This is a genomic window from Billgrantia aerodenitrificans, from assembly GCF_021404405.1.
GTDB lineage: Bacteria > Pseudomonadota > Gammaproteobacteria > Pseudomonadales > Halomonadaceae > Halomonas > Halomonas aerodenitrificans.
The window spans coordinates 557,997-580,104 of sequence record NZ_JABFTV010000001.1 but is presented as its reverse complement, the minus strand read 5'-3'; the positions used below and the strand labels follow the sequence as shown (position 1 = coordinate 580,104).

Below are 22,108 nucleotides of genomic sequence, written 5' to 3'. Positions count from 1 at the left end.
GGCGCGTCGGACGCTACTCCTTGCCTTCTTCGTCCGGCAGCGGCCATTGATAGCGCCTGCCGACGCTGCCATCCGCCGCAATCGACTCCAGCCGCACCGGAAAACCCCACAGCTGGTGCAGATGACGAATCACCGGGTAGACGCTACGGCCCAGCGGTCGCCGGCTATCCTGCACGTGATGCAGGGTCAATGAGCGGTTGCCGCGGATATCGGCTTCGTACACCTGTATATTGGGCTCCCGCAGCGACAGGGCGTACTGCGCGGCCAGCGCCTCCCGGATACGACGATAGCCACGCTCGTCGTGAATGGCCGCCACCTCCAGCATCTCCTCCTGATCGTCGTCGACGATGCTGAACAGCTTGAGGTCGCGCATGACCTTGGGCGAGAGGAACTGCTGGATGAAGGATTCATCCTTGAAGTTGCGCATGGCGAAATGCACCGCCTCCAGCCAGTCGCCACCCGCCGTGTCGGGGAACCACTCACGGTCCTCGGCGGTGGGGTTTTCGCACATGCGCTTGATGTCGCTGAACATGGCGAACCCCAGCGCGTAGGGGTTGATGCCACTGTAGTATGGGCTGTCGAAACCGGGCTGACTCACCACGGCGGTATGCGACTGCAGGAACTCCAGCATCAGCCCCTCGTCCACCAGCCCCTCGTCATAGAGCCGATTCATCAGGGTATAGTGCCAGAACGACGCCCAGCCTTCGTTCATCACCTGAGTCTGGCGCTGGGGGTAGAAGTACTGCGCCAGCTTGCGCACGATGCGCACGATCTCGCGCTGCCACGGCGCCAACAGCGGCGCGTTCTTTTCGATGAAATAGAGCAGGTTCTCCTGGGGCTCGGGTGGATAGCGTCCGCCCCCGTGCAGGCCCAGCGGATCCTCGTCGCTGGCCAGGCTGCCGGGTAGCGCATCCGCCGCCTGACGCCCCGGAATGGTGCGCCAGAGGGTGTTGACCTGGGTCTGCAGGTAGGCCTCGCGCTCTGCCTGGCGGCGGACCTCCTCCTCGGCGGAGATGGGTGACGGCCGCTTGTAGCGATCGACACCGTAGTTCTGCAGCGCGTGGCAGGCATCGAGGAGCTGCTCTACGGCCGTCACCCCGTGGCGCTGCTCGCATTCCGCCACGTACTTGCGCGCGAATACCAGGTAGTCGACGATCGAACTGGCATCCGTCCAGGTACGAAACAGGTAATTGCCCTTGAAGAAGGAGTTGTGGCCATAGCAGGCGTGGGCCATGACCAGCACCTGCATCATCAGGGTGTTCTCCTCCATCAGGTAGGCGATGCAGGGGTCGGAGTTGATCACCAGCTCGTAGGCCAGTCCCATCTGGCCACGCCGGTAGGCCTGCTCCACGGCCAGGAACTGCTTGCCGAACGACCAGTGATGGTAGCCCACCGGCATCCCCACGCTGGCATAGGCGTCCATCATCTGCTCGGTGGTGATGATCTCGATCTGGTTGGGGTAAGTGTCCAGCCGATACTCATCGGCCAGCCTGGCCAACTCCTGCTCATACTCCTTGAGGGTCTCGAAGTTCCAGTCGGAACCGGTGGCGATCGGCTTGCGTCGGGTCATGAGGCCTCCTCATCCACGTCAATGGGCGGCGCGGCGCTTGAACAGCTCACGGAACACCGGGTAGATATCGCCCGCCTCGACGATCTGGCGCATGGCGAAACGGTCGGGATGCCCGGCGGCCACCGTTTCGTACTCCTCCCACAGCGCCTGGTGGGCATGGGGAGTGATCTCCACGTAGGTGTAGTACTGCAGACGCGGCATCAGCTTCTTCATCAACAGCTCACGGCAGTTCACCGAGTCGTCGTCCCAGTTGTCACCGTCCGAGGCCTGGGCCACGTAGAGATTCCACTGCGCTGGCGAGTAGCGCCGGGTGATGATCTCGTCGACCAGGGTCAGGGCGCTGGAGACGATGGTGCCGCCGGTCTCCCGCGAGTAGAAGAACTCCTCCTCATCGACCTCTTTGGCCGCGGTGTGGTGACGCACGAAGACCAGTTCGACTTTCTCGTAGTTGCGCTCGAGAAACAGATAGAGCAGCAGGAAGAAGCGCTTGGCGATGTCCTTGTGGGCCTGGGTCATGGAGCCGGACACGTCCATCACGCAGAACATCACCGCCTTGCTCGACGGTTGGGGCTGATTGACCAGATTGTTGTAGCGCAGGTCGTAGGTGTCGATGTAGGGCACCGCCTCGAGGCGCTTCTCGAGACGCTCGATCTCCGCCTTGAGTTCGGCAATCCGCGACGGGTTGCGCAGCACCGGGTCCTTGCCCTCCTCCTCCTCCAGGGCCTCCTGCGCCTCGCGCAGGGCACGCCGGATCGGCGCCCGCATGGCGATGCGCCGGGCATACGCCTCGCGCATGGAGCGCACGATATTGATCCGCGCCGGCACCCCGTCGCGGGTGACCCCGGCGCGCACCGGCTTCACCTCATCGAGATCCTTGAGCGCCTTGCGCTCCAGATGCGGCAGTTCCAGACCGTCGAAGACGAAGTCGAGAAACTCCTCGCGGGTCAGGCTGAAGGCGAACTCGTCCATGCCCTCGCCCTGGTTGGAGGCGTTGCCCTCGCCGGCGCCACCCCCACCACCGCCCCCACCGGGACGGCGCAGCTTGTCACCTTCGACGAACTCCTTGTTGCCGGGGCTGACGATGGTGCGCTTGCCTCCCGGCCCGTGCTGGAACACCGGTTCCGAGATATCGCGGGTGGGAATCGAGACCTTCTCGCCCCGCTCCATGTCGGTGATGGAGCGTCGGTTGACGGCCTCCTCCACCGAACGCTTGATATGCGTCCGGTAGCGGTCGAGAAAGCGCTGACGGTTTACGGCGCTCTTGTTCTTGGCGTTGGCGCGTCGGTCGATGAAATAGGTCATGCTGACCTCCTGGCTCGCGCCGCTTATTGCGATTTACGCACCCGCAGGTACCACTCCGAGAGCAGCCGTACCTGCTTCTCGGTATAGCCACGCTCCTTCATGCGCGCCACGAAGTCTTCGTGTTTCTTCTGATCCGCGGTGGATGCCTTGGCGTTGAAGGAGATCACCGGCAGCAGCTCCTCGGTGTTGGCGAACATCTTGTGCTCGATCACGCCGCGCAGCTTCTCGTAGGACTGCCAACTGGGGTTCATGCCGTTGTTCTGCGCACGCGCCCGCAGCACGAAGTTGACCACCTCGTGACGGAAGTCCTTGGGATTGGAGATGCCGGCCGGCTTCTCGATCTTCTCCAGCTCCTCGTTGAGCGACTGACGGTTGAACAGCTCGCCGGTCTCGGGGTCGCGGTACTCCTGGTCCTGAATCCAGAAGTCGGCGTAGGTGACGTAGCGGTCGAAGATGTTCTGGCCGTACTCGGAGTAGGACTCGAGATAGGCGGTCTGGATCTCCTTGCCGATGAAGTCGACATAGCGCGGTGCCAGGAACTCCTTGATGTAGCGCAGGTAGCGCTCGAAGGTCTCCTTGGGCAGATGCTCCTGTTCGAGGCGCTGCTCTAGTACGTAAAGCAGGTGCACCGGGTTGGCGGCGATCTCGTGGTTGTCGAAGTTGAACACCTTCGACAGGATCTTGAAGGCGAAGCGGGTGGAGAGCCCATCCATACCCTCGTCGACCCCTGCGGCGTCGCGATACTCCTGGATCGACTTGGCCTTGGGATCGGTGTCCTTGAGGTTCTCGCCGTCGTAGACCCGCATCTTGGAGTAGATACTGGAGTTCTCCGTCTCCTTGAGCCGCGAGAGCACCGAGAACTGCGCCAGCATGCGCAGGGTATCGGGGGCGCAGGGGGCCTGATCGAGCGAGGAGTGCTCGAGCAGCTTCTTGTAGATGTTGATCTCTTCGGTCACCCGCAGGCAGTACGGCACCTTGACGATGTAGACACGGTCGAGGAAGGCCTCGTTGTTGCGGTTGTTGCGAAACGCCTGCCACTCGCTCTCGTTGGAGTGAGCCAGAACGATGCCTTCGAAGGGGATGGCCCCCATGCCCTCGGTGGGGTTGTAGTTGCCCTCCTGAGTCGCCGTCAGCAGCGGATGCAGCACCTTGATCGGCGCCTTGAACATCTCGATGAACTCCATCAGGCCCTGGTTGGCCTTGCACAGGCCACCGGAGAAACTGTAAGCGTCCGGGTCGTCCTGGGAGTAGAGTTCGAGCTGGCGGATGTCGACCTTACCCACCAGCGAGGAGATGTCCTGGTTGTTCTCGTCGCCCGGCTCGGTCTTGGAGATGGCGATCTGATTGAGCCGCGAGGGGTACAGACGCACCACCTTGAATTGGGAAATATCGCCGCCGTACTCCTTGAGGCGCTTGGCCGCCCAGGGCGACATCACACTCTTCACGTAGCGCCGCGGGATGCCGTACTCCTTCTCCAGCAGTTCGCCGTCCTCCTCGGGCGAGAACAGCCCTAGCGGCGATTCGTAGACCGGCGAGCCCTTGATGGCATAGAACGGAATATGCTCCATCAGCAGCTTGAGCCGCTCCGCCAGCGACGACTTGCCGCCACCCACCGGACCGAGCAGATAGAGGATCTGCTTGCGCTCCTCGAGCCCCTGGGCGGCGTGGCGGAAGTAAGCCACGATCTGCTCGATCGCCTCTTCCATGCCGTAGAACTCGGAAAAGGCCGGGTAGCGGCGGATCACCTTGTTGGAAAAGATTCGGGAGAGCCGCGCATCCTTGGCGGTGTCGATCACCTCGGGTTCGCCAATGGCCTTCAGCATCCGCTCGGCGGCGCTGGCGTAGGCCATGGGGTCCTCACGACACAGCTCCAAATATTCCTGCAGGGTCATTTCCTCCTGCTGGACACGAGAGAAGCGGTTCTGCACATGGTCGAAGATGCTCATCGAAGCCTCCTGTTTGCCTTACCCCCCCTGGCCATCGAACCGGATGGCCGCCGCGGGTTACTCATCAGCCTAGTCACTTCGGGGCGCAGTGGGCGGCAAATAATCAACGCAAGGGTAGGATAACCATGAGAACGCAGGGCATGCCAAGGGTTCGATGATGGATCGAAAGATGCGTAAACGCTATTAGGACGCAGCTGACGAACGCCCGTACCGCCATCCGCGAAGGCATGGAAAAGTCATGCCGACCGTAGGGCAAAGAGGACACCATGCGCGGGCCGCCCATGACACAGGGGCACCACGAGCAGGCCGAAGGAAGGAGGTTGAAGCACGAAGACAGGCGATACTAGCGAAGCAGGCTGCCAGTCGGTGCAACAGGGAGCACGACTGGCAGCTAATGGAGATGTGGGTCTATTAGTGTAGACGTATAGACTCGTCAGGCAATAAACGCAGGCCCTGCGCCGGATGACGTCACCATCACCCGCTGCCGCGATTCAGCGAGTAGCTTGCTCGCGTACCTCGGCCAAGTCCCAGTCCCGGAGAAGCTCAACGGCCAGATCGGGAGAGTCGAGGCCCTGTCCCTCCACCTGCAGCAGGATGCGCCCATCGAGCAGCATGGTAGCCTCGACCCGCCCACGCTCGGCTTCCCACTTGACGATAGCCGACTCACGCCCCATGCGTACCCGCTCCATGTTGGGCTGCGAGGCTATCATGGCTGGATTGTTGAAGAGCGCGGCCATGCCTTGGACCATGGGGTTGTCGACCATCATCGACGCCTCCAGACGGCCATCGCCGCCCTCTTCTCGGTAGTTTCTTTGCAGCATGGCGCCGCCGCCCATCAGGGCTGCCGCCCCACCGCCTCCGGACTCCACCTCCTCGACACTCCAGCCGGCAGGCGCCTCGGGAAAAGTATTGGCAAGGCGCCCCGACATCAGCTTGCGAATGTCATTGATGGCGAACTCAAGCTCGGTCAGCGCCGCACCATATTCTCCTTCCTGATAGAGTTCGAGACCCAGCTCGATCTGCTCGACGACCTCATCGGCCTGGGCGGAAGCGGTAACAGGGAGCGCCAGGGCCAGACCCAGCAACGCCGTTCCAACAGGTTTCCTCATGGCTCGCATCGATTCTCTCCGGTTGTTGTTTTTCTCGCGCTTCAAAGAACCAGGCGGGTGACACAGTTCGAAGATGCACCTCGACCAGTGTAACCCGCTTTTACAATGCTATCGTCACGGCGCCACGCCGGAGTAGTCGTGGCGCTCCGGCCCACTTGCTACAGCCCCGCCGCCACACGGGTGCCCTGATCGATGGCACGCTTGGCGTCGAGCTCGGCAGCCTCGTCGGCGCCACCGATCAGATGCACCGCCACGCCAGCCTCCTTGAGCGGCTCGAGGAGCTCGCGCACCGGATCCTGACCGGCGCAGATCACCACGCTGTCGACCTCGAGCAGGCGCGGCTCCCCGCCCAGGCGGATATGCAGGCCGTCGTCGTCGATGCCCATGTATTCGCAGCCCGCCAGCGTCTCCACGTTGCGGTGGCGCAGCGACATGCGGTGCACCCAGCCGGTGGACTTGCCCAGTCCCTTGCCAGGTTTGGAGGCCTTGCGCTGCAGCAGAAAGACCTGACGCGGCGTGTCAGGGCGCTCGGGCGGGCGCAGGCCGCCGCGTTGGGCGACACCGAGGTCGACGCCCCACTCGGCGCACCAGGCGTCACGATCCAGCGAGGGATGCCCTACGTGGGTCAGTAGCTCGGCCACGTCGAAGCCGATGCCGCCGGCACCGATGATCGCCACCCGCCGCCCGACCCGTTCCGGGTGCTGGATCGCCATGGGATAGCTCATCACCTTGGGATGGTCGATGCCCGGCAGCTCGAGCCGCCGCGGGCGCACCCCGCTGGCCAGAATCACCGCGTCGAAATCGCGCAGCGTCTGCACGTCGGCCTCGACGCCGAGCTTCACCGTGACACCCAGCTTGTCGAGCATGACCTTGAAGTAGCGCAGCGTCTCGTCGAACTCCTCTTTGCCGGGAATCCTGCGCGCCAGGTTGAACTGACCGCCCAGCTCCCCGGTGCGCTCGAACAGCACCACGCTGTGGCCGCGGCGGGCCGCAGTGAGTGCCGCCGCCAGCCCCGCCGGACCGCCGCCGACCACGGCAACGTCGCGCGGTGTCTCGGCCGTCTCGATGACGAGCTCGGTCTCGTGGCAGGCCTGCGGATTGACCAGGCAGGTGGTGAGCTTGCCCTGGAAGGTATGATCCAGGCACGCCTGGTTGCAGGCGATACAGGTATTGATCTCGTCGTCGCGCCCTTCGGCCGCCTTGGCGACCCAGGCCGGGTCGGCGAGGAAGGGGCGTGCCATGGAGACCATGTCGGCATGACCATCGGCCAGCACGCGCTCGGCCACCTCGGGCATGTTGATGCGGTTGGTGGTGATCAGCGGTATGGAGAGCTCGGCCTTCATGCGCCGGGTGACCTCGGTGAAGGCCGCCCGTGGCACGCTGGTGACGATGGTGGGCACGCGCGCCTCGTGCCAGCCGATGCCGGTATTGATCAGGCTGGCGCCGGCAGTCTCGATGGCACGCCCCAGGGTCACCACCTCTTCCCAGGTGCTGCCCTCTTCCACCAGGTCGATCATCGACAGGCGGAAGATGATCAGGAAGTCGTCGCCCACCGCCTGGCGAATGCGCGACACGATCTCGACGGCGAAACGCATGCGGTTGTCGAATGCCCCGCCCCAGCGGTCGTCACGTTGGTTGGTGCGCAGGCACAAAAACTGGTTGATCAGATAGCCCTCGGAGCCCATCACCTCGACACCGTCATAACCGGCCTCCCGTGCCAGCGAGGCGCAGCGCACGTAGGCCTCGATCTGACGCTCTACCTCAGCGTCGCTGAGCTCATGCGGCACGAAGGGGTTGATCGGCGCCTGGAGCGGCGAAGGCGCGACCAGCTCGGGAGAGTAGGCGTAGCGTCCGGCATGCAGAATCTGCATGCAGATGCGCCCGCCCTCGGCGTGCACGGCCTCGACCACGCCGCGATGATCGGCCACCTGCTCGGCGCGCTCCAGCGTGGCTGCCCCCTGGAATACCGCCCCTTCGGGGTTGGGCGCGATGCCGCCGGTGACGATCAAGCCGACGCCGGCACGGGCACGTTCGGCATAGAACGCTGCCAGGCGGGCGAAGCCGTTCGGCGCCTCTTCCAGGTTGGTATGCATGGAGCCCATCAGCACGCGGTTGGGCAGTGTCAGATGGCCCACCTCGAGCGGACGAAAAAGATGAGGATAGCGCACGCCGAACTCCTCCTTGGGTCGAGTCACGGTCAATTTCAAACAACTGTATGATAGCTGAACGACAGGCGCAAAAGAAAAAGCGGTACATATGCCGAAGGGCGAAGCGAGCCTGACACGCTGCAAGCGAAATCCGCAGCGCACGAAGGCCTGCGCGGGCCGGCGGAGGGAGTATAGTCGATACGAAAAGGCCCCGAGCCGTGGGCTCGGGGCCTGAAATCGAATGGCGGACCGGACGGGACTCGAACCCGCGACCTCCGGCGTGACAGGCCGGCATTCTAACCGACTGAACTACCGGTCCGCGTGGTGGGTGATACCGGACTCGAACCAGTGACCCCCAGCATGTGAGGCTGGTGCTCTAACCAACTGAGCTAATCACCCACGCATATCGCAACTAGCGAAAACTGCAGAACAGACATCGTGGCGGACCGGACGGGACTCGAACCCGCGACCTCCGGCGTGACAGGCCGGCATTCTAACCGACTGAACTACCGGTCCACAGCTGATGAACTGCTTGGAAACGATGGCGGACCGGACGGGACTCGAACCCGCGACCTCCGGCGTGACAGGCCGGCATTCTAACCGACTGAACTACCGGTCCGCTGCTTGCTTCCTACGTGCCCAGGTTCTTGCCATCGCCTCTGTTCGGACGCGATGGTGGGTGGTACAGGGTTCGAACCTGTGACCCCCAGCTTGTAAGGCTGGTGCTCTCCCAGCTGAGCTAACCACCCCTGGTCACGTGGCGCTGAATTCTACAGAGTTCCTTTTCCTTGTCAACGCCTTTGCGACTTCAGCGACGAGTTCGAGAGTGGCCACGAACACGCATTCCACGGCGAAACCGGCCACAGGCCGCACCAGCCTTGAACTTGATCACCGCGTCTATCGATGGGAGCCCATGAAAGCGGCGATCACGGCCGCCCCCTCTTCGATCAACTCCGCCTGATCGCGGCCCGATGAGCGTCGTGGCTTCCAGTCATGGTCGCCATCGGCGAGCCAATGCACTCGCACATGCTCCGGCAGTTCGTAGCCCGCGACTTCCTCCCGAGTGCCAAACGGATCGCGACTGCCCTGCACCACCAGGGTGGGACACTCGATCGACGGCCAGTGCGACAGCCGTAAACGCTCAGGCTTGCCGGGTGGATGAAAGGGATAGCCGCACAGAACCAGACCGGTCACCGCCTCGTTCGCTGCCAGCAGACTGGCCGCGCGCCCACCCATCGACTTGCCCCCGAGCCACAGGTTACCCCCTTGGGGCCGTGTCAGAATGTCGCACCACTGTGACAACTCTTCTACCAAGCGGTCGATACGAGGAGGCGGCCTTCGCCTGCCTTCTCGCTGCATGTGCTGCATGTAGGCGAACTCGACGGCCAGGGTCTGAACCCCCTCGCGGGCCAGCGCATCACGCAAATGACTCATATAGGCCGACTGCTGGCCAGCCCCCGCACCATGGGCGATCAGCAGGCAACCGCTGCTGCCGTCGCCCTTCACTTCGAGTGGCCCCAGCCCTTCCACGAACCAGTTTCCGGGCCGCTCTTTCGGCTCCCATTCGCCCAGTCGGGCGGGATCGATGCTCAGCGCAGCTTTCGACGAAAAGTCCGACACGCGTCAAATTCCTATACCAGTTTCACCTGTATCCTTGTTTCAGTCTGTCAGGCGGCTGCGCTAGAATCCGCTCTGCTTTCTGACCTGCATCACCCAACCGGGAGCGCCGAGTGGCAGCCGCCACCACGAGTTCTCGACACGCGTTCGATGGGAACCTGACATGAGCACAGCATTAGAGCACCCGACCTACAACTACAAGGTAGTTCGGCAGTTCGCGATCATGACAGTGGTGTGGGGCATCGTGGGCATGCTCCTCGGTGTCATCCTCGCCGCACAGCTGGTATGGCCGCAACTCAACCTCGATCTGCCTTGGACCAGCTTCGGCCGTCTGCGCCCGCTGCACACCAACGCCGTCATCTTCGCCTTCGGTGGCTCCGCCCTGATGGCAACCTCGTATTACGTGGTGCAGCGTACCTGCCAGACGCGGCTGTTTTCCGACAAGCTGGCGGCCTTCACCTTCTGGGGCTGGCAGGCGGTGATTCTGTCGGCGGTGGTCACGCTGCCGCTGGGCTACACCACCACCAAGGAGTACGCCGAGCTCGAGTGGCCGATCAACATCCTGATCGCCGTGGTCTGGGTCAGCTACGCCATCGTCTTCCTGATGACCGTCAAGCAGCGACGCACCTCCCACATCTACGTGGCCAACTGGTTCTTCGCCGCCTTCATCCTGACCGTGGCGGTGCTGCACATCGTCAACAACGCGGCGATCCCGGTCACCATGATGTACTCCATCTCGCTCTACTCCGGCGCCATCGACGCCATGGTGCAGTGGTGGTACGGCCACAACGCGGTGGGCTTCTTCCTGACCGCCGGCTTCCTCGGCATGATGTACTACTTCGTGCCCAAGCAGGCCGAGCGCCCCATCTACTCCTATCGCCTGTCGATCGTGCACTTCTGGGCCCTGATCATGATCTACATGTGGGCCGGCCCGCACCACCTGCACTACACCGCGCTGCCCGACTGGGCTCAGTCGCTGGGCATGGTGATGTCGATCATCCTGCTGGCGCCCTCCTGGGGCGGCATGATCAACGGCATGATGACCCTCTCCGGCGCCTGGCATAAGCTGCGCACCGATCCGACCCTGCGCTTCCTGGTCGTTGCCCTGGCCTTCTACGGCATGTCCACCTTCGAAGGGCCGATGATGGCCATCAAGACGGTCAACGCCCTGTCCCACTACACCGACTGGACCATCGGACACGTGCACGCCGGCGCCCTGGGCTGGGTGGCGATGATCACCATCGGCTCCATGTATCACCTGATTCCGCGCCTGTTCGGCCGCACTGAGATGTACTCGGTCGGTCTGATCGCCGTGCACTTCTGGCTCTCCACCATCGGCACCGTACTCTACATCGCCGCCATGTGGGTCAATGGCATCCTGCAGGGCCTGATGTGGCGCGCCATCAACCCCGACGGCACCTTGATGTACACCTTCATGGAGTCGGTCGAGGCCAGCGGTCCCGGCTACGTCGTACGCCTGATCGGCGGCCTGTTCTGGGTCGTGGGCATGTTGATCATGGCTTACAACGTCTTCATGACCGTCAAGCGCAGCGAAGCCGCCCAGCAGCCGCTTCCGCAGTCCGCCTGAGCAACCGGGGATACCGACACCAATGAAACACGAGATTGTCGAAAAGAACGTAGGCCTGCTCGCCGTGTTGATCCTGGTGGTGATCAGCTTCGGCGGCCTGGCCGAGATCGTGCCGCTGTTCTTTCAGAAGCAGACTACGGAGCCAGTGGACGGGCTGCGCCCGCTGTCTGCCCTGGAGCTGGAGGGTCGCGACATCTACCGGCGTGAGGGCTGCGTCGGCTGTCACTCGCAGATGATCCGCCCGTTCCGCGCCGAGACCGAGCGCTACGGCCACTACAGCGTGGCTGGCGAGTTCATCTACGAGCACAACTTCCTGTGGGGCTCCAAGCGTACCGGCCCGGATCTGGCTCGCGTCGGCGGCCGCTACAGCGACGACTGGCACCGTGCCCACATGTACAACCCGCGCGACGTGGTACCCGGTTCGATCATGCCGGCCTATCCGTGGCTGTTCGAACGCACCCTCGACGGCCGTGACACGCCGCGCAAGATGGAGGCGCTGCGCCGCCTGGGCGTACCCTACACCGATGAAGATATCGCCAACGCCACGCGTGAAGTCCGTGGCCAGCAGGAGATCACCGCGCTGGTGGCCTATCTGCAACAGCTGGGGACCGTGCTCGAGGGCACGCGCTGATCATGGATACCGGTACCTTTCGCGGCATCATCACCGGCCTGCTGATCATCGCCTTCCTGGGCATTACCTGGTGGGCATACTCCCGGCGACGCAAGCCGGATTTCGACGAGGCGGCCAACCTGCCCTTCGCCGAGGACGACGAACAAAGCAACCGTGACAGCAGCGCCTCGCAGCAGCGCTCCAAGCGCGAGCAGGCAAGCGAAGCCGATTCCCGCCACGACAGGGGAGACAAAGACACATGAGCAACTTCTGGGGTGACTCCCTCTCCGAGTTCTGGAGTGCCTGGATCATCATCATCACGCTGGGCTCCATCGCCTTCGCTTTCTGGATCCTGTACGCCAACCGCAAGACCGACAAGGTGCCGGATGCCGACGGCAACGTGGAAACCACCGGTCATGCCGCCGACGAGATCGAGGAGTACGACAATCCGCTGCCGCGCTGGTGGTTCCAGCTCTACGTGGCCACGGTGATCTTCGCCCTGGGCTATCTGCTGCTCTACCCCGGCCTTGGCAACTTCACCGGCCTGCTGGGCTGGACCCAGGAAGGCCAGTGGGAGCAGGAAGTGGCCCGCGCCGAGGAGCGCTTCACGCCGATCTTCGCCCAGTACCAGGAGATTCCGATCCCCGAGCTGGCGCAGGACGCCGAAGCGATGCAGGTCGCCGAGCGCATCTACCAGAACAACTGCGCGGTGTGTCACGGCGCCAACGCCCGCGGCGGCTACGGTTTCCCCAACCTGACCAACGACGATTGGCTCTACGGTGGCGAACCCGAGCAGATCATGACCACCCTGATTCGCGGTCGTAACGGTCTGATGCCCTCGTTCCAGAGCCTGGGCGAGCGCAACATCGAGCGAGTCGCTCAGCACGTGCTGTCGCTCTCGGGCCTCGAGCACGATGCCGAGCAGGCCGAGCAGGGTGCTGCGGTCTACGCCTCGGTGTGTGCCGCCTGTCATGGCCAGGAAGGCACCGGCAACACGGCCCTGGGCGCGCCCAACCTGACCAACGACATCTGGCTCTATCAGGCGCCCGGTCAGAGCGTGGCCGACTCGATCCGCCAGACGCTGCGCAATGGCCGCAATGGCCACATGCCGGCTCAGGAAGCCTACATCGGCGAAGAGCGTGTCCATCTGGTGGCGGCTTACGTTTATAGTCTGCGCTTCCGCGACTGACGTCCCCCGCCCGGGCGGGCAGTGCGACCCACCGTCGCACTGCCCCGCCTCGTGACGGGCTCTCGATACAATGAAGCCACTTCATTGCCTTCCCCATACGGGCCGCCGTTGCCCGTCGTGAGTCCGAAATGAGCGATAAGATTCCCACGCGTGACGTGACCCCGGATCCGGTGGGGCATCATACGCCCCATGCCACGGTACAACATGCCGCAGTACAACAGGAGATGTACGCCAAGCGGCGCCATATCTACGTGCGCGAGATCAAGGGGCTGTTCCAGCGCGTGCGCCGTATCGCCAACTGGCTGTTGATGCTGGCTTTCTTCGGCCTGCCCTGGCTCACCTGGGGCGATCGCCCGCTGATCTGGTTCGATCTGCCCGGGCGAGAATTCCACATCTTCGCCGCCACCTTCTACCCGCAGGAGTTCATCCTGCTGTCGTGGCTGCTGATCATCTGCGCCTTCGGCCTGTTCTTCATCACCGTATTCGCCGGTCGCGTGTGGTGCGGTTACACCTGCCCGCAGAGCGTGTGGACCTTTCTCTACATCTGGGTGGAGCATCGCCTGGAGGGTTCGCGCAACCGGCGCATCAAGCTCGACAACCAGGCGATGAGCTTCGACAAGGCGTGGCGCAAGAGCGCCAAGCACGTCGTCTGGCTGGCCATCGCCCTGGCCACCGGCGCCACCTTCGTCGGCTACTTCACGCCCATCCGTGAACTGGTGATCGAGCTGCCCACCCTCGAGGCTCACGGCTGGTCCTATTTCTGGGTCGGCTTCTTTCTGGTCTTCACCTATCTCAATGCCGGCTGGCTGCGCGAACAGGTATGCATTTATATGTGCCCCTATGCCCGCTTCCAGTCGGTGATGTTCGACAACGACACGCTGATCGTTTCCTACGACGCATCCCGCGGCGAACCCAGGGGCTCGCGCAAGAAGAGCCTGAGCCATGCCGAGGCGCGCGCGGCCGGCCACGGCGACTGCATCGACTGCGATCTGTGCGTGCAGGTCTGCCCCACCGGCATCGACATCCGCAAGGGGCTGCAATACGAATGCATTACCTGTGCCGCCTGTATCGATGCCTGCGACAGCGTGATGGACCGCATGAACTACCCGCGCGGGCTGATTCGCTATACCACCGAGAACGCTCTGGAAGGCAAGCGCTCCCATATCCTGCGTCCCCGCCTGCTGGGTTACTTCGCCGCCCTGACGGTGATGATCGGGCTGTTCGTGTGGGCACTGGGCGACCGCATGCCGCTCAATGTCGAGGTGGAGCGCGAGCGTGGCCAGCTCTACCAGATGACCCGTGACGGGCGCATCAGCAATGTCTATACCTTGACGGTACGCAACCTCGACGACCGTGACCACACCTACCAGCTGGAGGTGAGCGGTCTACCCGGACTGGAGCTCGACACCGAGACGCTACGGGTAGCGGCCGGCACCACGCGGCTGTTTGCGGTACAGATCACCGCCGCCCCGGAGGTGCTGACACTGCCCAGCCACCCCATTCAGCTCAACCTTCGATCCCTTGACGACGAGCGCATTACGCTCGAACGCGATACCCGCTTCATCGGTGAAGCACGGAGATGACCATGACGACCCCTTCCCCCTGGTACAAGCAGTTCTGGCCGTGGTTCCTGCTCGGTCTGCTGTTCACCTCGATCTTCGGCAGCTCGACCCTGGCCGTGATGGCGATTCGCACCGCCGACGGCCTGGTGCAGGAGGATTACTACGAGCACGGCCGCGCCATCAACATGGTGCTGGCCAAGCAGCAGCGTGCCGAGGAGCTCGACCTGGTTGCCAACCTGCGTATCGATCCCATGACCAGCGACATCATCGTTCAGCTCGACGGTGCAGAGCGCCCCGAGCGACTCTACCTGAAGCTGCTCTTCCCCACCGTGGGCGACCGCGACCAGGAAATCGTGCTGGAGCACGTGCGCGATGGCCGCTACCTGGGCCAAGCGCCGGACAACCTGCGCTATCGCTGGTATCTGCAGCTGCACCCCAGCGCGGAGCAGCCCGAATGGCGCCTGGTCGGTGAAGGCAGCTTCCCCAGCGACGAGGAGTTCGCGCTGACGCCCGGGTTGCCGTCGCGTGGTTGATCGCCTTATCTCGCCTTGCCAAGAGCCGATATGAGCCACCCAGCCAGCACGGCCGAAGCCGCCGTCGACAACTGCTACCACTGCGGCAGCCTGGTGCCCGCCGGGGCGCCCTGGTCGATCGTGCTCGATGAACGTGAACACCCGCTGTGCTGCCCCGGCTGCGAGGCGGTGGCCCACGCCATCGTCGACGGCGGGCTTGGCAGCTACTACCGCTTTCGCACCGAGCTGCCCGAGCGTCCCGACGAGCGCCAGGCGGTCAAGGCCGAGACCTGGGCGGTATTCGACGACCCGGGCCTGCAGCGCCAGTTCGTCCACGCCGAGGACGACGGCGAACGCGTGTATGCCACCCTGGCGGTGGATGGCATTACCTGTGCCGCCTGCGCCTGGCTGATCGAGCACCGCCTCAACGATCTGGAGGGTGTCACCTCCAGCGCCGTCAATCTGAGCCACCATCGCGTCCGCGTGGCCTGGGACCCGGCACGCCTCAAGCTCTCGCGCATCCTCGCCGAAATGGCCGCCATCGGCTACAGCGCCCAACCCTACGAGCCGGATGCCGCTCAGCAGCGGCTGCAGTTCGAGGAGCGCATGAACATCCGCCGGCTGATCGTGGCGGCGGTGGGCATGGCCCAGGTGATGATGTTCTCCATCCCCATCTACATGGCCGCGCCTGGCGAGATCAGCGCAGACTTCTACGCTCTCTTCCACTGGCTGTCGTTCGCCCTGGCCACACCGGTGGTGTTCTTCTCGGCCATGCCCTTCTTCCGCAACGCCGTGCGCGATCTGCGCACCCGCGTGCTGGGCATGGACGTCCCCGTTTCCATCGCCATCGGTGGAGCCTACCTGGCCAGCGGCTATGCGGTGATCGCCGACACCGGCGAGGTGTACTTCGACTCGGTGGCGATGTTCACTTTCTTCCTGCTGTTCGGACGCTATGTGGAAGCCCGCGCGCGGCGCCGCAGCGGCCATACGGGCAACGTCATGGCCGGTGCCCTGCCGCTCTCGGCGGTGCGTCTGGAGGCCAACGGCGAGGAGCGTATCCTGCCGGCCAGCGAGCTCGTCGCCGGCGACCGGGTGATCGTCAAGCCCGGCCACGGGGTCCCCGCCGACGGCCTCATCGAAGAGGGCGAGTCGAGCCTCGATGAGTCGATGCTCACCGGTGAGTACCTGCCAGTGGTCCGGCGCGTCGGCGACAGCGTCACCGGCGGCAGTCAGAACATCGAGAGCCCGCTGGTGATTCGCGTGACCCACGCCGGCAAGGACGCGCGGGTGGCCAGCATCGTCGACCTAACCGACCGCGCTTTCGCCAGCCGCCCGCGCCTGGCCCAGCTCGCCGCCCGCATGTCGCACCTGTTCGTGCTGCGTCTGCTGGTGGTGACCGTCTGCGTGACCACCGCTTGGTGGTTCATCGACCCCAGCCGCATGCTGTGGGTGATGCTCTCGGTACTGGTGGTGACCTGCCCCTGCGCTCTGGCGCTGGCCACGCCCACCGCACTCACCGCGGGGCACGGTCAGCTGCGCCGTCGAGGCATACTGATCACCCGTGCCGACGCCATCGAGTCGCTGTCCCAGGTCGACCGGGTGATCTTCGACAAGACCGGCACCCTCACCTGCGGCGAAATGCAGCTCATCGACACCCGCCCCCTCGACGGCATCACAGCCGAGCGGGCACGTACCGTCGCCGCCGCCCTGGAAGCCCATTCGGAGCACCCCATCGCCCGCGCTTTCCGTCCCTGGCGCCAGGCCACGGTGGATGCCAGCGACAGAGCCAGCCGCACCGGTCAGGGGGTCGAGGGCGTGATAGACGGCAAGCGTTGGCGCCTGGGACGCGCCGACTTCGTTGCGCCGGACCGTGCCCTGACGCCACCGGGGGAAGGCCAGTGGCTGCTGCTCGGCGAAGAGGGCGAGCCCCGCGTCTGGTTCGCCCTACGCGACAGGCTGCGTGAAGACGCGGCGGAAACCGTCGCCGAGCTGAAATCCCGCGGCATCCAGGTCGAGCTGCTCTCCGGCGATACCACTGAGGCCGTGCGCGGCATGGCCGAGCAGCTGGGCATCGAGACCTGGCAGGCCGGCGCCAGTCCGGAGGGCAAGCTGGCGCGCATTCGCGAGTGCCAGGCGGCCGGCGAGAAGGTCGCCATGATCGGCGACGGTATCAACGACGTCCCGGTGCTGGCCGGCGCCGACGTGTCGATCGCCATGAACGGCGCTACCGATCTGGCCCGCACCAGCGCCGACGCCGTGTTGCTGAGCCCGCGTCTGTTGCGTATCGTCGAAGCCATCGAGATCGCCCGCGCCACCCGGCGCATCATGCGCCAAAACATGATCTGGTCGGTGTGCTACAACTTCTCGGCGCTGCCGCTGGCCGCCATCGGTATCGTGCCGCCCTGGGTCGCGGCGCTGGGCATGTCGGGCAGCTCGCTGGTGGTGGTGGGCAATGCGCTGCGGCTCAACCGCTTCCGGCTGCGCCCTGCTCCGTTGCCGGCTTCCGAAGCACGACTGGTGAACGCATGACCATTCTGTACCTGCTCATTCCACTCTCGCTGGTTCTGCTCGGCCTGGCCGTGTGGGCCTTCTTCTGGGCGGTGAAGAACGATCAGTTCGAGGACCTGGAAGGCCCCGCCCACCGCATCCTCTTCGACGAGGACGAGAACGACCTGACCGCGGAGGAGCGCGAGAAGCGCCGCCAGGCCGCGCGTCGCAAGCCATCCGAAAAGGATGACAACGGACCAGCGAAACGCTGATGGACCCGACGGGACTCGGACTGCCGCCACTGCTGGCGGCCTTCGTCTTCGGCCTGCTCGGTGGCGCGCACTGCATCGGCATGTGCGGCGGCATCATGAGCGCGCTGACCTTCGCCGTGCCTCCCAGCATGCGCAGCCCCGCCCGGCTCTCGGGGTTGCTGCTCGGCTACAACCTGGGCCGCATCCTGAGCTACATGGTCGCCGGTGCCCTGGTCGCCTCGCTCGGCACCCTGGTGGCGCTGACGCCGGCAGCCCGCGCGGGCCTGCAGGCATTCGCCGCCATCATGCTGATTCTGATGGCGCTCTACATCGCCAACTGGTGGAAGGGTCTGCTCAGGGTGGAGGCGCTCGGCCGCCATCTCTGGCGCTACCTGGAGCCCTTCGGCAAGCGCCTGATGCCCGTAGTGAAGGTACCACAGGCCATCGCGCTCGGTGCCGTCTGGGGCTGGCTGCCGTGCGGGCTGGTCTATTCCATGCTCGCCTGGAGTCTGGCCACGGCCGATCCGCTGTTCGGCGCCTCGCTGATGGCGGCCTTCGGTCTCGGCACCCTGCCCTCGCTGCTGGTGACCGGCTTCGCCGCGCGTCAGTTGGGCGCCCTGATCCGGCACCCGGCAACCCGCGCCCTGGCCGCGCTGACCATCATCGGCTTTGCCGTGTGGCAGCTCACCATGCTGCTGCCGCTGGGTGCGCCAGGCCACTGAAGCAGCTCCTCCGACACGCCATTCTCACGCCATTTTGACGCAGCTCAACCCGGCAGTGAGAGGGTACGGCTAGCATTGTCCCTACAGTTCGTCTTGGGAGTGCCTTCATGTCCGTCCCCGCGCCATCCATGACTCGAACGATGGCCGATCCCTTCATCTGGGACGCGGCCCTGCTGCGGCGCTACGACACCCACGGGCCTCGCTATACCTCGTATCCCACCGCCCTGTCGTTCGGCTCGGACTTCACCGAGCCGGACTATCAGGCAGCGCTGGCGCGCAGCAACGCCGACGGCAGGCCGCTGTCGATCTACGTGCATATCCCGTTCTGTCGCAAGGCCTGCCACTACTGCGGCTGTCACAAGGTCGCGACCAAGACCACCAAGGTGGCGGAGCCCTACATCTCTCGCCTGGACCGCGAGATGGTGCTGATCAAGCCGCATGTGGATACGCGGAGGGAAGTGGCTCAGCTGCACTGGGGCGGCGGGACGCCAACCTTCCTGAGCCTCGATCAGATGAGCGATCTTATCGACCGCCTCGACGCCCGCTTCGGCCTTTCCAACGCCCGCGACCGCGACTATGCCATCGAGATCGACCCTCGCGAGGCCGACGTCTTCACCCTGCGCCATCTACAGGCCCTGGGCTTCAACCGCCTAAGTCTCGGCGTGCAGGATCTCGATCCCCGGGTGCAACGGGCCATCAATCGGGTCCAGCCACGCATCCTGACCGAGGCGTTGATCGATGAAGCCGACCGCCTCGGTTTTCGTTCGCTCAATCTGGATCTCATCTACGGCCTGCCCTTGCAGACCCGCGACAGCTTTGCCGCCACGCTGGAGCAGGTGATCGCCATGGCCCCGGCACGGCTATCGATCTTCAACTATGCCCACATGCCGGAGCGCTTCGCGGCCCAGCGTCACATCAACGCAGGGGACCTGCCCGCGCCCGAGGAAAAACTGGCCATGCTGCGCATCACCATCGCCATGCTGACCGAAGCAGGCTATGTGCACATCGGCATGGACCACTTCGCCAGAGCCAGCGACAGTCTTGCCATTGCGCAGCGTGAAGGCACCCTGCAGCGCAACTTCCAGGGCTACTCCAGCCATGCGCAGTGTGACCTGATCGGGCTTGGCGTGTCGGCGATCTCCTGCATCGACGACGTCTATTCGCAGAATCACGTCACTCTCGCTGCCTACGAGCAAGCGCTGGACGCCAGTCATCTGCCCACGGCGCGTGGCATTCGTCTCTCCTTCGACGATCGGGTCAGGCGGCACGCCATCGAACGACTGATGTGCGACATGGAACTCGACTTCGACGAGCTGAGCGAGACCTTCGGCATCGACGCGCCGCGCTATCTGACGGACGCTCTGGCTCGCCTCGAGATGCCCCAGCGTGACGGACTGGTCGTCTGGGATGGGCCTCGCCTGATTGCCACCCCCTTGGGCCGCTTGCTGATTCGGCACCTTGCCATGGCCTTCGATGCCAGGCTGCCACGGCAGCCCGACTCTCAGCACTCCCGAATCGTTTAAGTCAGAAGATCATTTCTAAAGGTTCCGCAAGGTGTTGCGGCCAAAGGTCGCAAGGGGCATTTTACCTGCACCAATAATGTTCCATAATGCCTTAATGACAATGATCAAGGAGGTGGAGCATGCCGGTAAACGCGGCCAATGCGCTCGGCAAGCGGCGTTCACTGCTGCATGAAACTCGCTGCCAGAACTGCAGCCTGAGTTCACTGTGCCTGCCTCTCGCTCTGGAACTCGAGGACATGGAGCAGTTCGATGCCATCATTCGGCGTCGCTCTCCACTGAAGAAGGGGGAATCCCTGTTCCGTCAGGGCAGCGCCTTCAGCAGCGTCTTCGCCGTTCGCTCCGGCAGTCTCAAGCAGATCACCACCGAGGGCTCCGGTGAGGATCAGGTCACCAACTTCTATCTGCCCAGCGAGCTGGTCGGTCTCGACGGCATCGACGAACAGACCTATCCCGGCAGCGTGATCGCGCTCGAGACCACCACGGTATGCGAGATTCCCTTCGACCGGCTCGACCATCTCTCCGAACAGCTGCCGGAGCTGCGTGGCCAGCTCTATCGCAGCATGAGCAAGGAGCTGCGCGACGACCGCAAGATGATGCGCCTGCTGTCGCGCAAGACCGCCGACCAGCGTCTGGCCAGCTTCTTCACCAGCCTGTCGGACCGCTTCCGTCGCCGCGGCTACTCGCCCTACAGCTTCCGCCTCTCCATGTCACGGGCCGATATCGGCAACTACCTGGGGCTGGCCGTGGAAACCGTGAGCCGCATTCTCGGCCGCTTCCAGCAGCAGGGGCTGGTCGAGGTGTCGGGGCGCGAAGTGAACATTCTCAATCTCGAGGCCTTGGTGGCCCAGGCCCAGGACGACCACTAGGCTTTGCCAATACATGTCTGCAACTAGCAAACAAGAGGCCCGCCTGGCTCAGCCAGGCGGGCCTCTTCGATTCGGGCGGCGCGGAGATCAGCTGTCGTTCGACACGTTCAGAGCATCGATGCGCCGCTCCTGCATCCTGGCCTGCTTGGCCTCGAGCCCTTCGAAGTCGAACAGCTCACGGTCGGCCAGCTGCGACGGCGCCACGTTGGTCACCGCCTTGAACATGGTCTCGAGGCGCCCGGGGTTCTTGCGCTCCCACTCGGCCAGCATCTCCTTGACCACCTGGCGTTGCAGGTTGGGCTGGGAGCCGCACAGGTTGCAGGGGATGATGGGGAACTCCATCAGCCTTGCGAACTCGGCGATGTCCGCCTCACGGCAGTAGGCCAGCGGGCGGATGACGATGTTCTTGCCATCGTCGGAGAGCAGCTTGGGCGGCATGGCCTTGAGGCTGCCGCCATAGAACATGTTGAGGAACAACGTCTCGAGGATGTCCTCGCGATGATGGCCAAGCGCCACCTTGGTCGCGCCGATTTCCTCGGCGAAGCCATACAGCGAGCCACGCCGCAGGCGCGAACAGAGCGCACAGGTGGTCTTGCCCTCCGGCGTCTTCTCCTTGACCACCGAATAGGTATCTCGCTCGAGGATGTAGTACTCGACGCCGGTGCCCTCAAGATACTCGGGCAACACGTGCTCGGGAAAGCCGGGCTGCTTCTGGTCGAGATTCACCGCCACCAGCGAGAAGTTCACCGGCGCATTGCGCTGCAGGTTGCGCAGAATCTCGAGCAGCGTATAGCTGTCCTTGCCCCCCGACAGGCAGACCATGACCCGGTCGCCTTCGTGGATCATGCCGTAATCGATGATCGCGTTGCCCACCTGACGCCGCAGACGCTTCTGCAGCTTGTTGAACTCGCGGCGCTGCTTGGCGTCGAGTGCAGCCAGCGGCGAACTCGCCTCGCTCACCTCGTCGCGCTGTTGACGGGTGTCGTCATCGACGGTGGTGGGATCGAAAGTCACGGCGTCTTGCATGGTCACGGGCTGCCAGGGCATGGTGAAGGATGGGTGGCAATCCTACCATCGACACCGTCCGAAGGCGACGCCGCAGCAGCG

Annotated in this window: 18 protein-coding genes and 5 tRNA genes; 11 read left to right on the top strand and 12 right to left on the bottom strand. The window is 64.1% G+C overall.

Annotated elements, in window-relative coordinates; genetic code table 11:
• Positions 1–13 precede the first annotated feature (13 nt).
• The 11 genes from HOP59_RS02770 to HOP59_RS02720 all read right to left on the bottom strand — a co-directional run bounded on the left by HOP59_RS02770 (position 14) and on the right by HOP59_RS02720 (position 9,694).
• Positions 14–1,570, bottom strand: coding sequence for a SpoVR family protein (locus HOP59_RS02770; RefSeq protein WP_010629670.1), 1,557 nt, complete (start codon positions 1,568–1,570; stop codon positions 14–16).
• A gap of 18 nt (positions 1,571–1,588) precedes the next feature.
• On the bottom strand, positions 1,589–2,872 hold the full coding sequence (locus tag HOP59_RS02765) for a YeaH/YhbH family protein (protein WP_010629671.1): 1,284 nt from the start codon (positions 2,870–2,872) through the stop codon (positions 1,589–1,591).
• A gap of 23 nt (positions 2,873–2,895) precedes the next feature.
• Positions 2,896–4,818, bottom strand: a complete 1,923-nt coding sequence (locus HOP59_RS02760) for a PrkA family serine protein kinase (RefSeq protein WP_234252730.1) — start codon at positions 4,816–4,818, stop codon at positions 2,896–2,898.
• Between the two features lie 491 nt (positions 4,819–5,309).
• Positions 5,310–5,936, bottom strand: a complete 627-nt coding sequence (locus HOP59_RS02755; protein ID WP_234252729.1) for a hypothetical protein — start codon at positions 5,934–5,936, stop codon at positions 5,310–5,312.
• A gap of 149 nt (positions 5,937–6,085) precedes the next feature.
• Entirely contained in the window at positions 6,086–8,029 is a 1,944-nt protein-coding gene (locus HOP59_RS02750; RefSeq protein ID WP_479688656.1) for an FAD-dependent oxidoreductase, read from the bottom strand.
• 287 nt (positions 8,030–8,316) lie between these two features.
• A tRNA-Asp gene (locus HOP59_RS02745) sits at positions 8,317–8,393 on the bottom strand.
• 3 nt (positions 8,394–8,396) lie between these two features.
• Positions 8,397–8,473, bottom strand: a tRNA-Val gene (locus tag HOP59_RS02740).
• Between the two features lie 40 nt (positions 8,474–8,513).
• Positions 8,514–8,590 (bottom strand) — tRNA-Asp (locus tag HOP59_RS02735).
• 26 nt (positions 8,591–8,616) lie between these two features.
• A tRNA-Asp gene (locus HOP59_RS02730) sits at positions 8,617–8,693 on the bottom strand.
• 54 nt (positions 8,694–8,747) lie between these two features.
• Positions 8,748–8,823: transfer RNA gene (locus tag HOP59_RS02725), tRNA-Val, on the bottom strand.
• A gap of 148 nt (positions 8,824–8,971) precedes the next feature.
• Positions 8,972–9,694, bottom strand: coding sequence for an alpha/beta family hydrolase (locus HOP59_RS02720; RefSeq protein ID WP_010629675.1), 723 nt, complete (start codon positions 9,692–9,694; stop codon positions 8,972–8,974).
• 160 nt (positions 9,695–9,854) lie between these two features.
• Between HOP59_RS02720 and ccoN the strand changes: the two genes are divergently transcribed.
• From ccoN to fnr, 11 genes are all read left to right on the top strand, one after another.
• Positions 9,855–11,279 (top strand): cytochrome-c oxidase, cbb3-type subunit I, encoded by a 1,425-nt coding sequence (gene ccoN, locus HOP59_RS02715; RefSeq protein ID WP_010629676.1) that lies wholly within the window; start codon positions 9,855–9,857, stop codon positions 11,277–11,279.
• Positions 11,280–11,301: 22 nt separating this feature from the next.
• Positions 11,302–11,910, top strand: a complete 609-nt coding sequence (gene ccoO, locus HOP59_RS02710) for a cytochrome-c oxidase, cbb3-type subunit II (RefSeq protein WP_010629677.1) — start codon at positions 11,302–11,304, stop codon at positions 11,908–11,910.
• A 2-nt stretch (positions 11,911–11,912) separates the two neighbouring features.
• Complete coding sequence (locus HOP59_RS02705) at positions 11,913–12,152, top strand: CcoQ/FixQ family Cbb3-type cytochrome c oxidase assembly chaperone (RefSeq protein WP_010629678.1); 240 nt, start codon at positions 11,913–11,915, stop codon at positions 12,150–12,152.
• Positions 12,149–13,078 carry a cytochrome-c oxidase, cbb3-type subunit III gene (gene ccoP, locus HOP59_RS02700; RefSeq protein ID WP_010629679.1) on the top strand — a complete coding sequence of 310 codons (930 nt, stop codon included), beginning with the start codon at positions 12,149–12,151 and terminating at the stop codon, positions 13,076–13,078. The genes HOP59_RS02705 and ccoP overlap by 4 nt, the downstream gene beginning before the upstream one ends.
• A gap of 128 nt (positions 13,079–13,206) precedes the next feature.
• Positions 13,207–14,661, top strand: a complete 1,455-nt coding sequence (gene ccoG / locus HOP59_RS02695; RefSeq protein ID WP_234252728.1) for a cytochrome c oxidase accessory protein CcoG — start codon at positions 13,207–13,209, stop codon at positions 14,659–14,661.
• Positions 14,658–15,173, top strand: coding sequence for a FixH family protein (locus tag HOP59_RS02690; RefSeq protein WP_234252727.1), 516 nt, complete (start codon positions 14,658–14,660; stop codon positions 15,171–15,173). Before ccoG ends, HOP59_RS02690 begins: the two co-directional genes overlap by 4 nt.
• A 30-nt stretch (positions 15,174–15,203) precedes the next feature.
• Positions 15,204–17,681 (top strand): heavy metal translocating P-type ATPase, encoded by a 2,478-nt coding sequence (locus HOP59_RS02685; RefSeq protein WP_234252726.1) that lies wholly within the window; start codon positions 15,204–15,206, stop codon positions 17,679–17,681.
• The gene (gene ccoS / locus HOP59_RS02680; protein WP_234252725.1) at positions 17,678–17,911 is read left to right on the top strand and encodes a cbb3-type cytochrome oxidase assembly protein CcoS; all 234 of its coding nucleotides are present in this window, start codon (positions 17,678–17,680) and stop codon (positions 17,909–17,911) included. The genes HOP59_RS02685 and ccoS overlap by 4 nt, the downstream gene beginning before the upstream one ends.
• Positions 17,911–18,612 (top strand): sulfite exporter TauE/SafE family protein, encoded by a 702-nt coding sequence (locus tag HOP59_RS02675; protein WP_010629684.1) that lies wholly within the window; start codon positions 17,911–17,913, stop codon positions 18,610–18,612. Before ccoS ends, HOP59_RS02675 begins: the two co-directional genes overlap by 1 nt.
• Before the next feature lie 140 nt (positions 18,613–18,752).
• A complete protein-coding gene (gene hemN / locus HOP59_RS02670) occupies positions 18,753–20,135 on the top strand; it encodes an oxygen-independent coproporphyrinogen III oxidase (RefSeq protein ID WP_234252724.1) in 1,383 nt (460 codons plus the stop codon).
• Between the two features lie 119 nt (positions 20,136–20,254).
• The gene (fnr, locus tag HOP59_RS02665; protein ID WP_234252723.1) at positions 20,255–21,001 is read left to right on the top strand and encodes a fumarate/nitrate reduction transcriptional regulator Fnr; all 747 of its coding nucleotides are present in this window, start codon (positions 20,255–20,257) and stop codon (positions 20,999–21,001) included.
• Positions 21,002–21,088: 87 nt separating this feature from the next.
• Here the strand turns inward: fnr and ttcA are convergent, their stop codons facing one another.
• Complete coding sequence (gene ttcA, locus HOP59_RS02660; RefSeq protein WP_234252722.1) at positions 21,089–22,027, bottom strand: tRNA 2-thiocytidine(32) synthetase TtcA; 939 nt, start codon at positions 22,025–22,027, stop codon at positions 21,089–21,091.
• Positions 22,028–22,108: the final 81 nt, after the last annotated feature.

Excerpts from the sequence above, each read along its gene's own strand:
- ccoN (WP_010629676.1), top strand. The coding sequence starts at position 9,855 with ATGAGCACAGCATTAGAGCACCCGACCTACAACTACAAGGTAGTTCGG.
- HOP59_RS02705 (WP_010629678.1), top strand. The coding sequence starts at position 11,913 with ATGGATACCGGTACCTTTCGCGGCATCATCACCGGCCTGCTGATCATC.
- HOP59_RS02685 (WP_234252726.1), top strand. The coding sequence starts at position 15,204 with ATGAGCCACCCAGCCAGCACGGCCGAAGCCGCCGTCGACAACTGCTAC.
- fnr (WP_234252723.1), top strand. The coding sequence starts at position 20,255 with ATGCCGGTAAACGCGGCCAATGCGCTCGGCAAGCGGCGTTCACTGCTG.
- HOP59_RS02765 (WP_010629671.1), bottom strand. The coding sequence starts at position 2,872 with ATGACCTATTTCATCGACCGACGCGCCAACGCCAAGAACAAGAGCGCC.
- ccoO (WP_010629677.1), top strand. The coding sequence starts at position 11,302 with ATGAAACACGAGATTGTCGAAAAGAACGTAGGCCTGCTCGCCGTGTTG.
- HOP59_RS02750 (WP_479688656.1), bottom strand. The coding sequence starts at position 8,029 with ATGGGCTCCATGCATACCAACCTGGAAGAGGCGCCGAACGGCTTCGCC.
- HOP59_RS02760 (WP_234252730.1), bottom strand. The coding sequence starts at position 4,818 with ATGAGCATCTTCGACCATGTGCAGAACCGCTTCTCTCGTGTCCAGCAG.
- HOP59_RS02770 (WP_010629670.1), bottom strand. The coding sequence starts at position 1,570 with ATGACCCGACGCAAGCCGATCGCCACCGGTTCCGACTGGAACTTCGAG.
- ttcA (WP_234252722.1), bottom strand. The coding sequence starts at position 22,027 with ATGCAAGACGCCGTGACTTTCGATCCCACCACCGTCGATGACGACACC.
- ccoP (WP_010629679.1), top strand. The coding sequence starts at position 12,149 with ATGAGCAACTTCTGGGGTGACTCCCTCTCCGAGTTCTGGAGTGCCTGG.
- HOP59_RS02675 (WP_010629684.1), top strand. The coding sequence starts at position 17,911 with ATGGACCCGACGGGACTCGGACTGCCGCCACTGCTGGCGGCCTTCGTC.
- ccoG (WP_234252728.1), top strand. The coding sequence starts at position 13,207 with ATGAGCGATAAGATTCCCACGCGTGACGTGACCCCGGATCCGGTGGGG.
- hemN (WP_234252724.1), top strand. The coding sequence starts at position 18,753 with ATGGCCGATCCCTTCATCTGGGACGCGGCCCTGCTGCGGCGCTACGAC.
- ccoS (WP_234252725.1), top strand. The coding sequence starts at position 17,678 with ATGACCATTCTGTACCTGCTCATTCCACTCTCGCTGGTTCTGCTCGGC.
- HOP59_RS02755 (WP_234252729.1), bottom strand. The coding sequence starts at position 5,936 with ATGCGAGCCATGAGGAAACCTGTTGGAACGGCGTTGCTGGGTCTGGCC.
- HOP59_RS02690 (WP_234252727.1), top strand. The coding sequence starts at position 14,658 with ATGACCATGACGACCCCTTCCCCCTGGTACAAGCAGTTCTGGCCGTGG.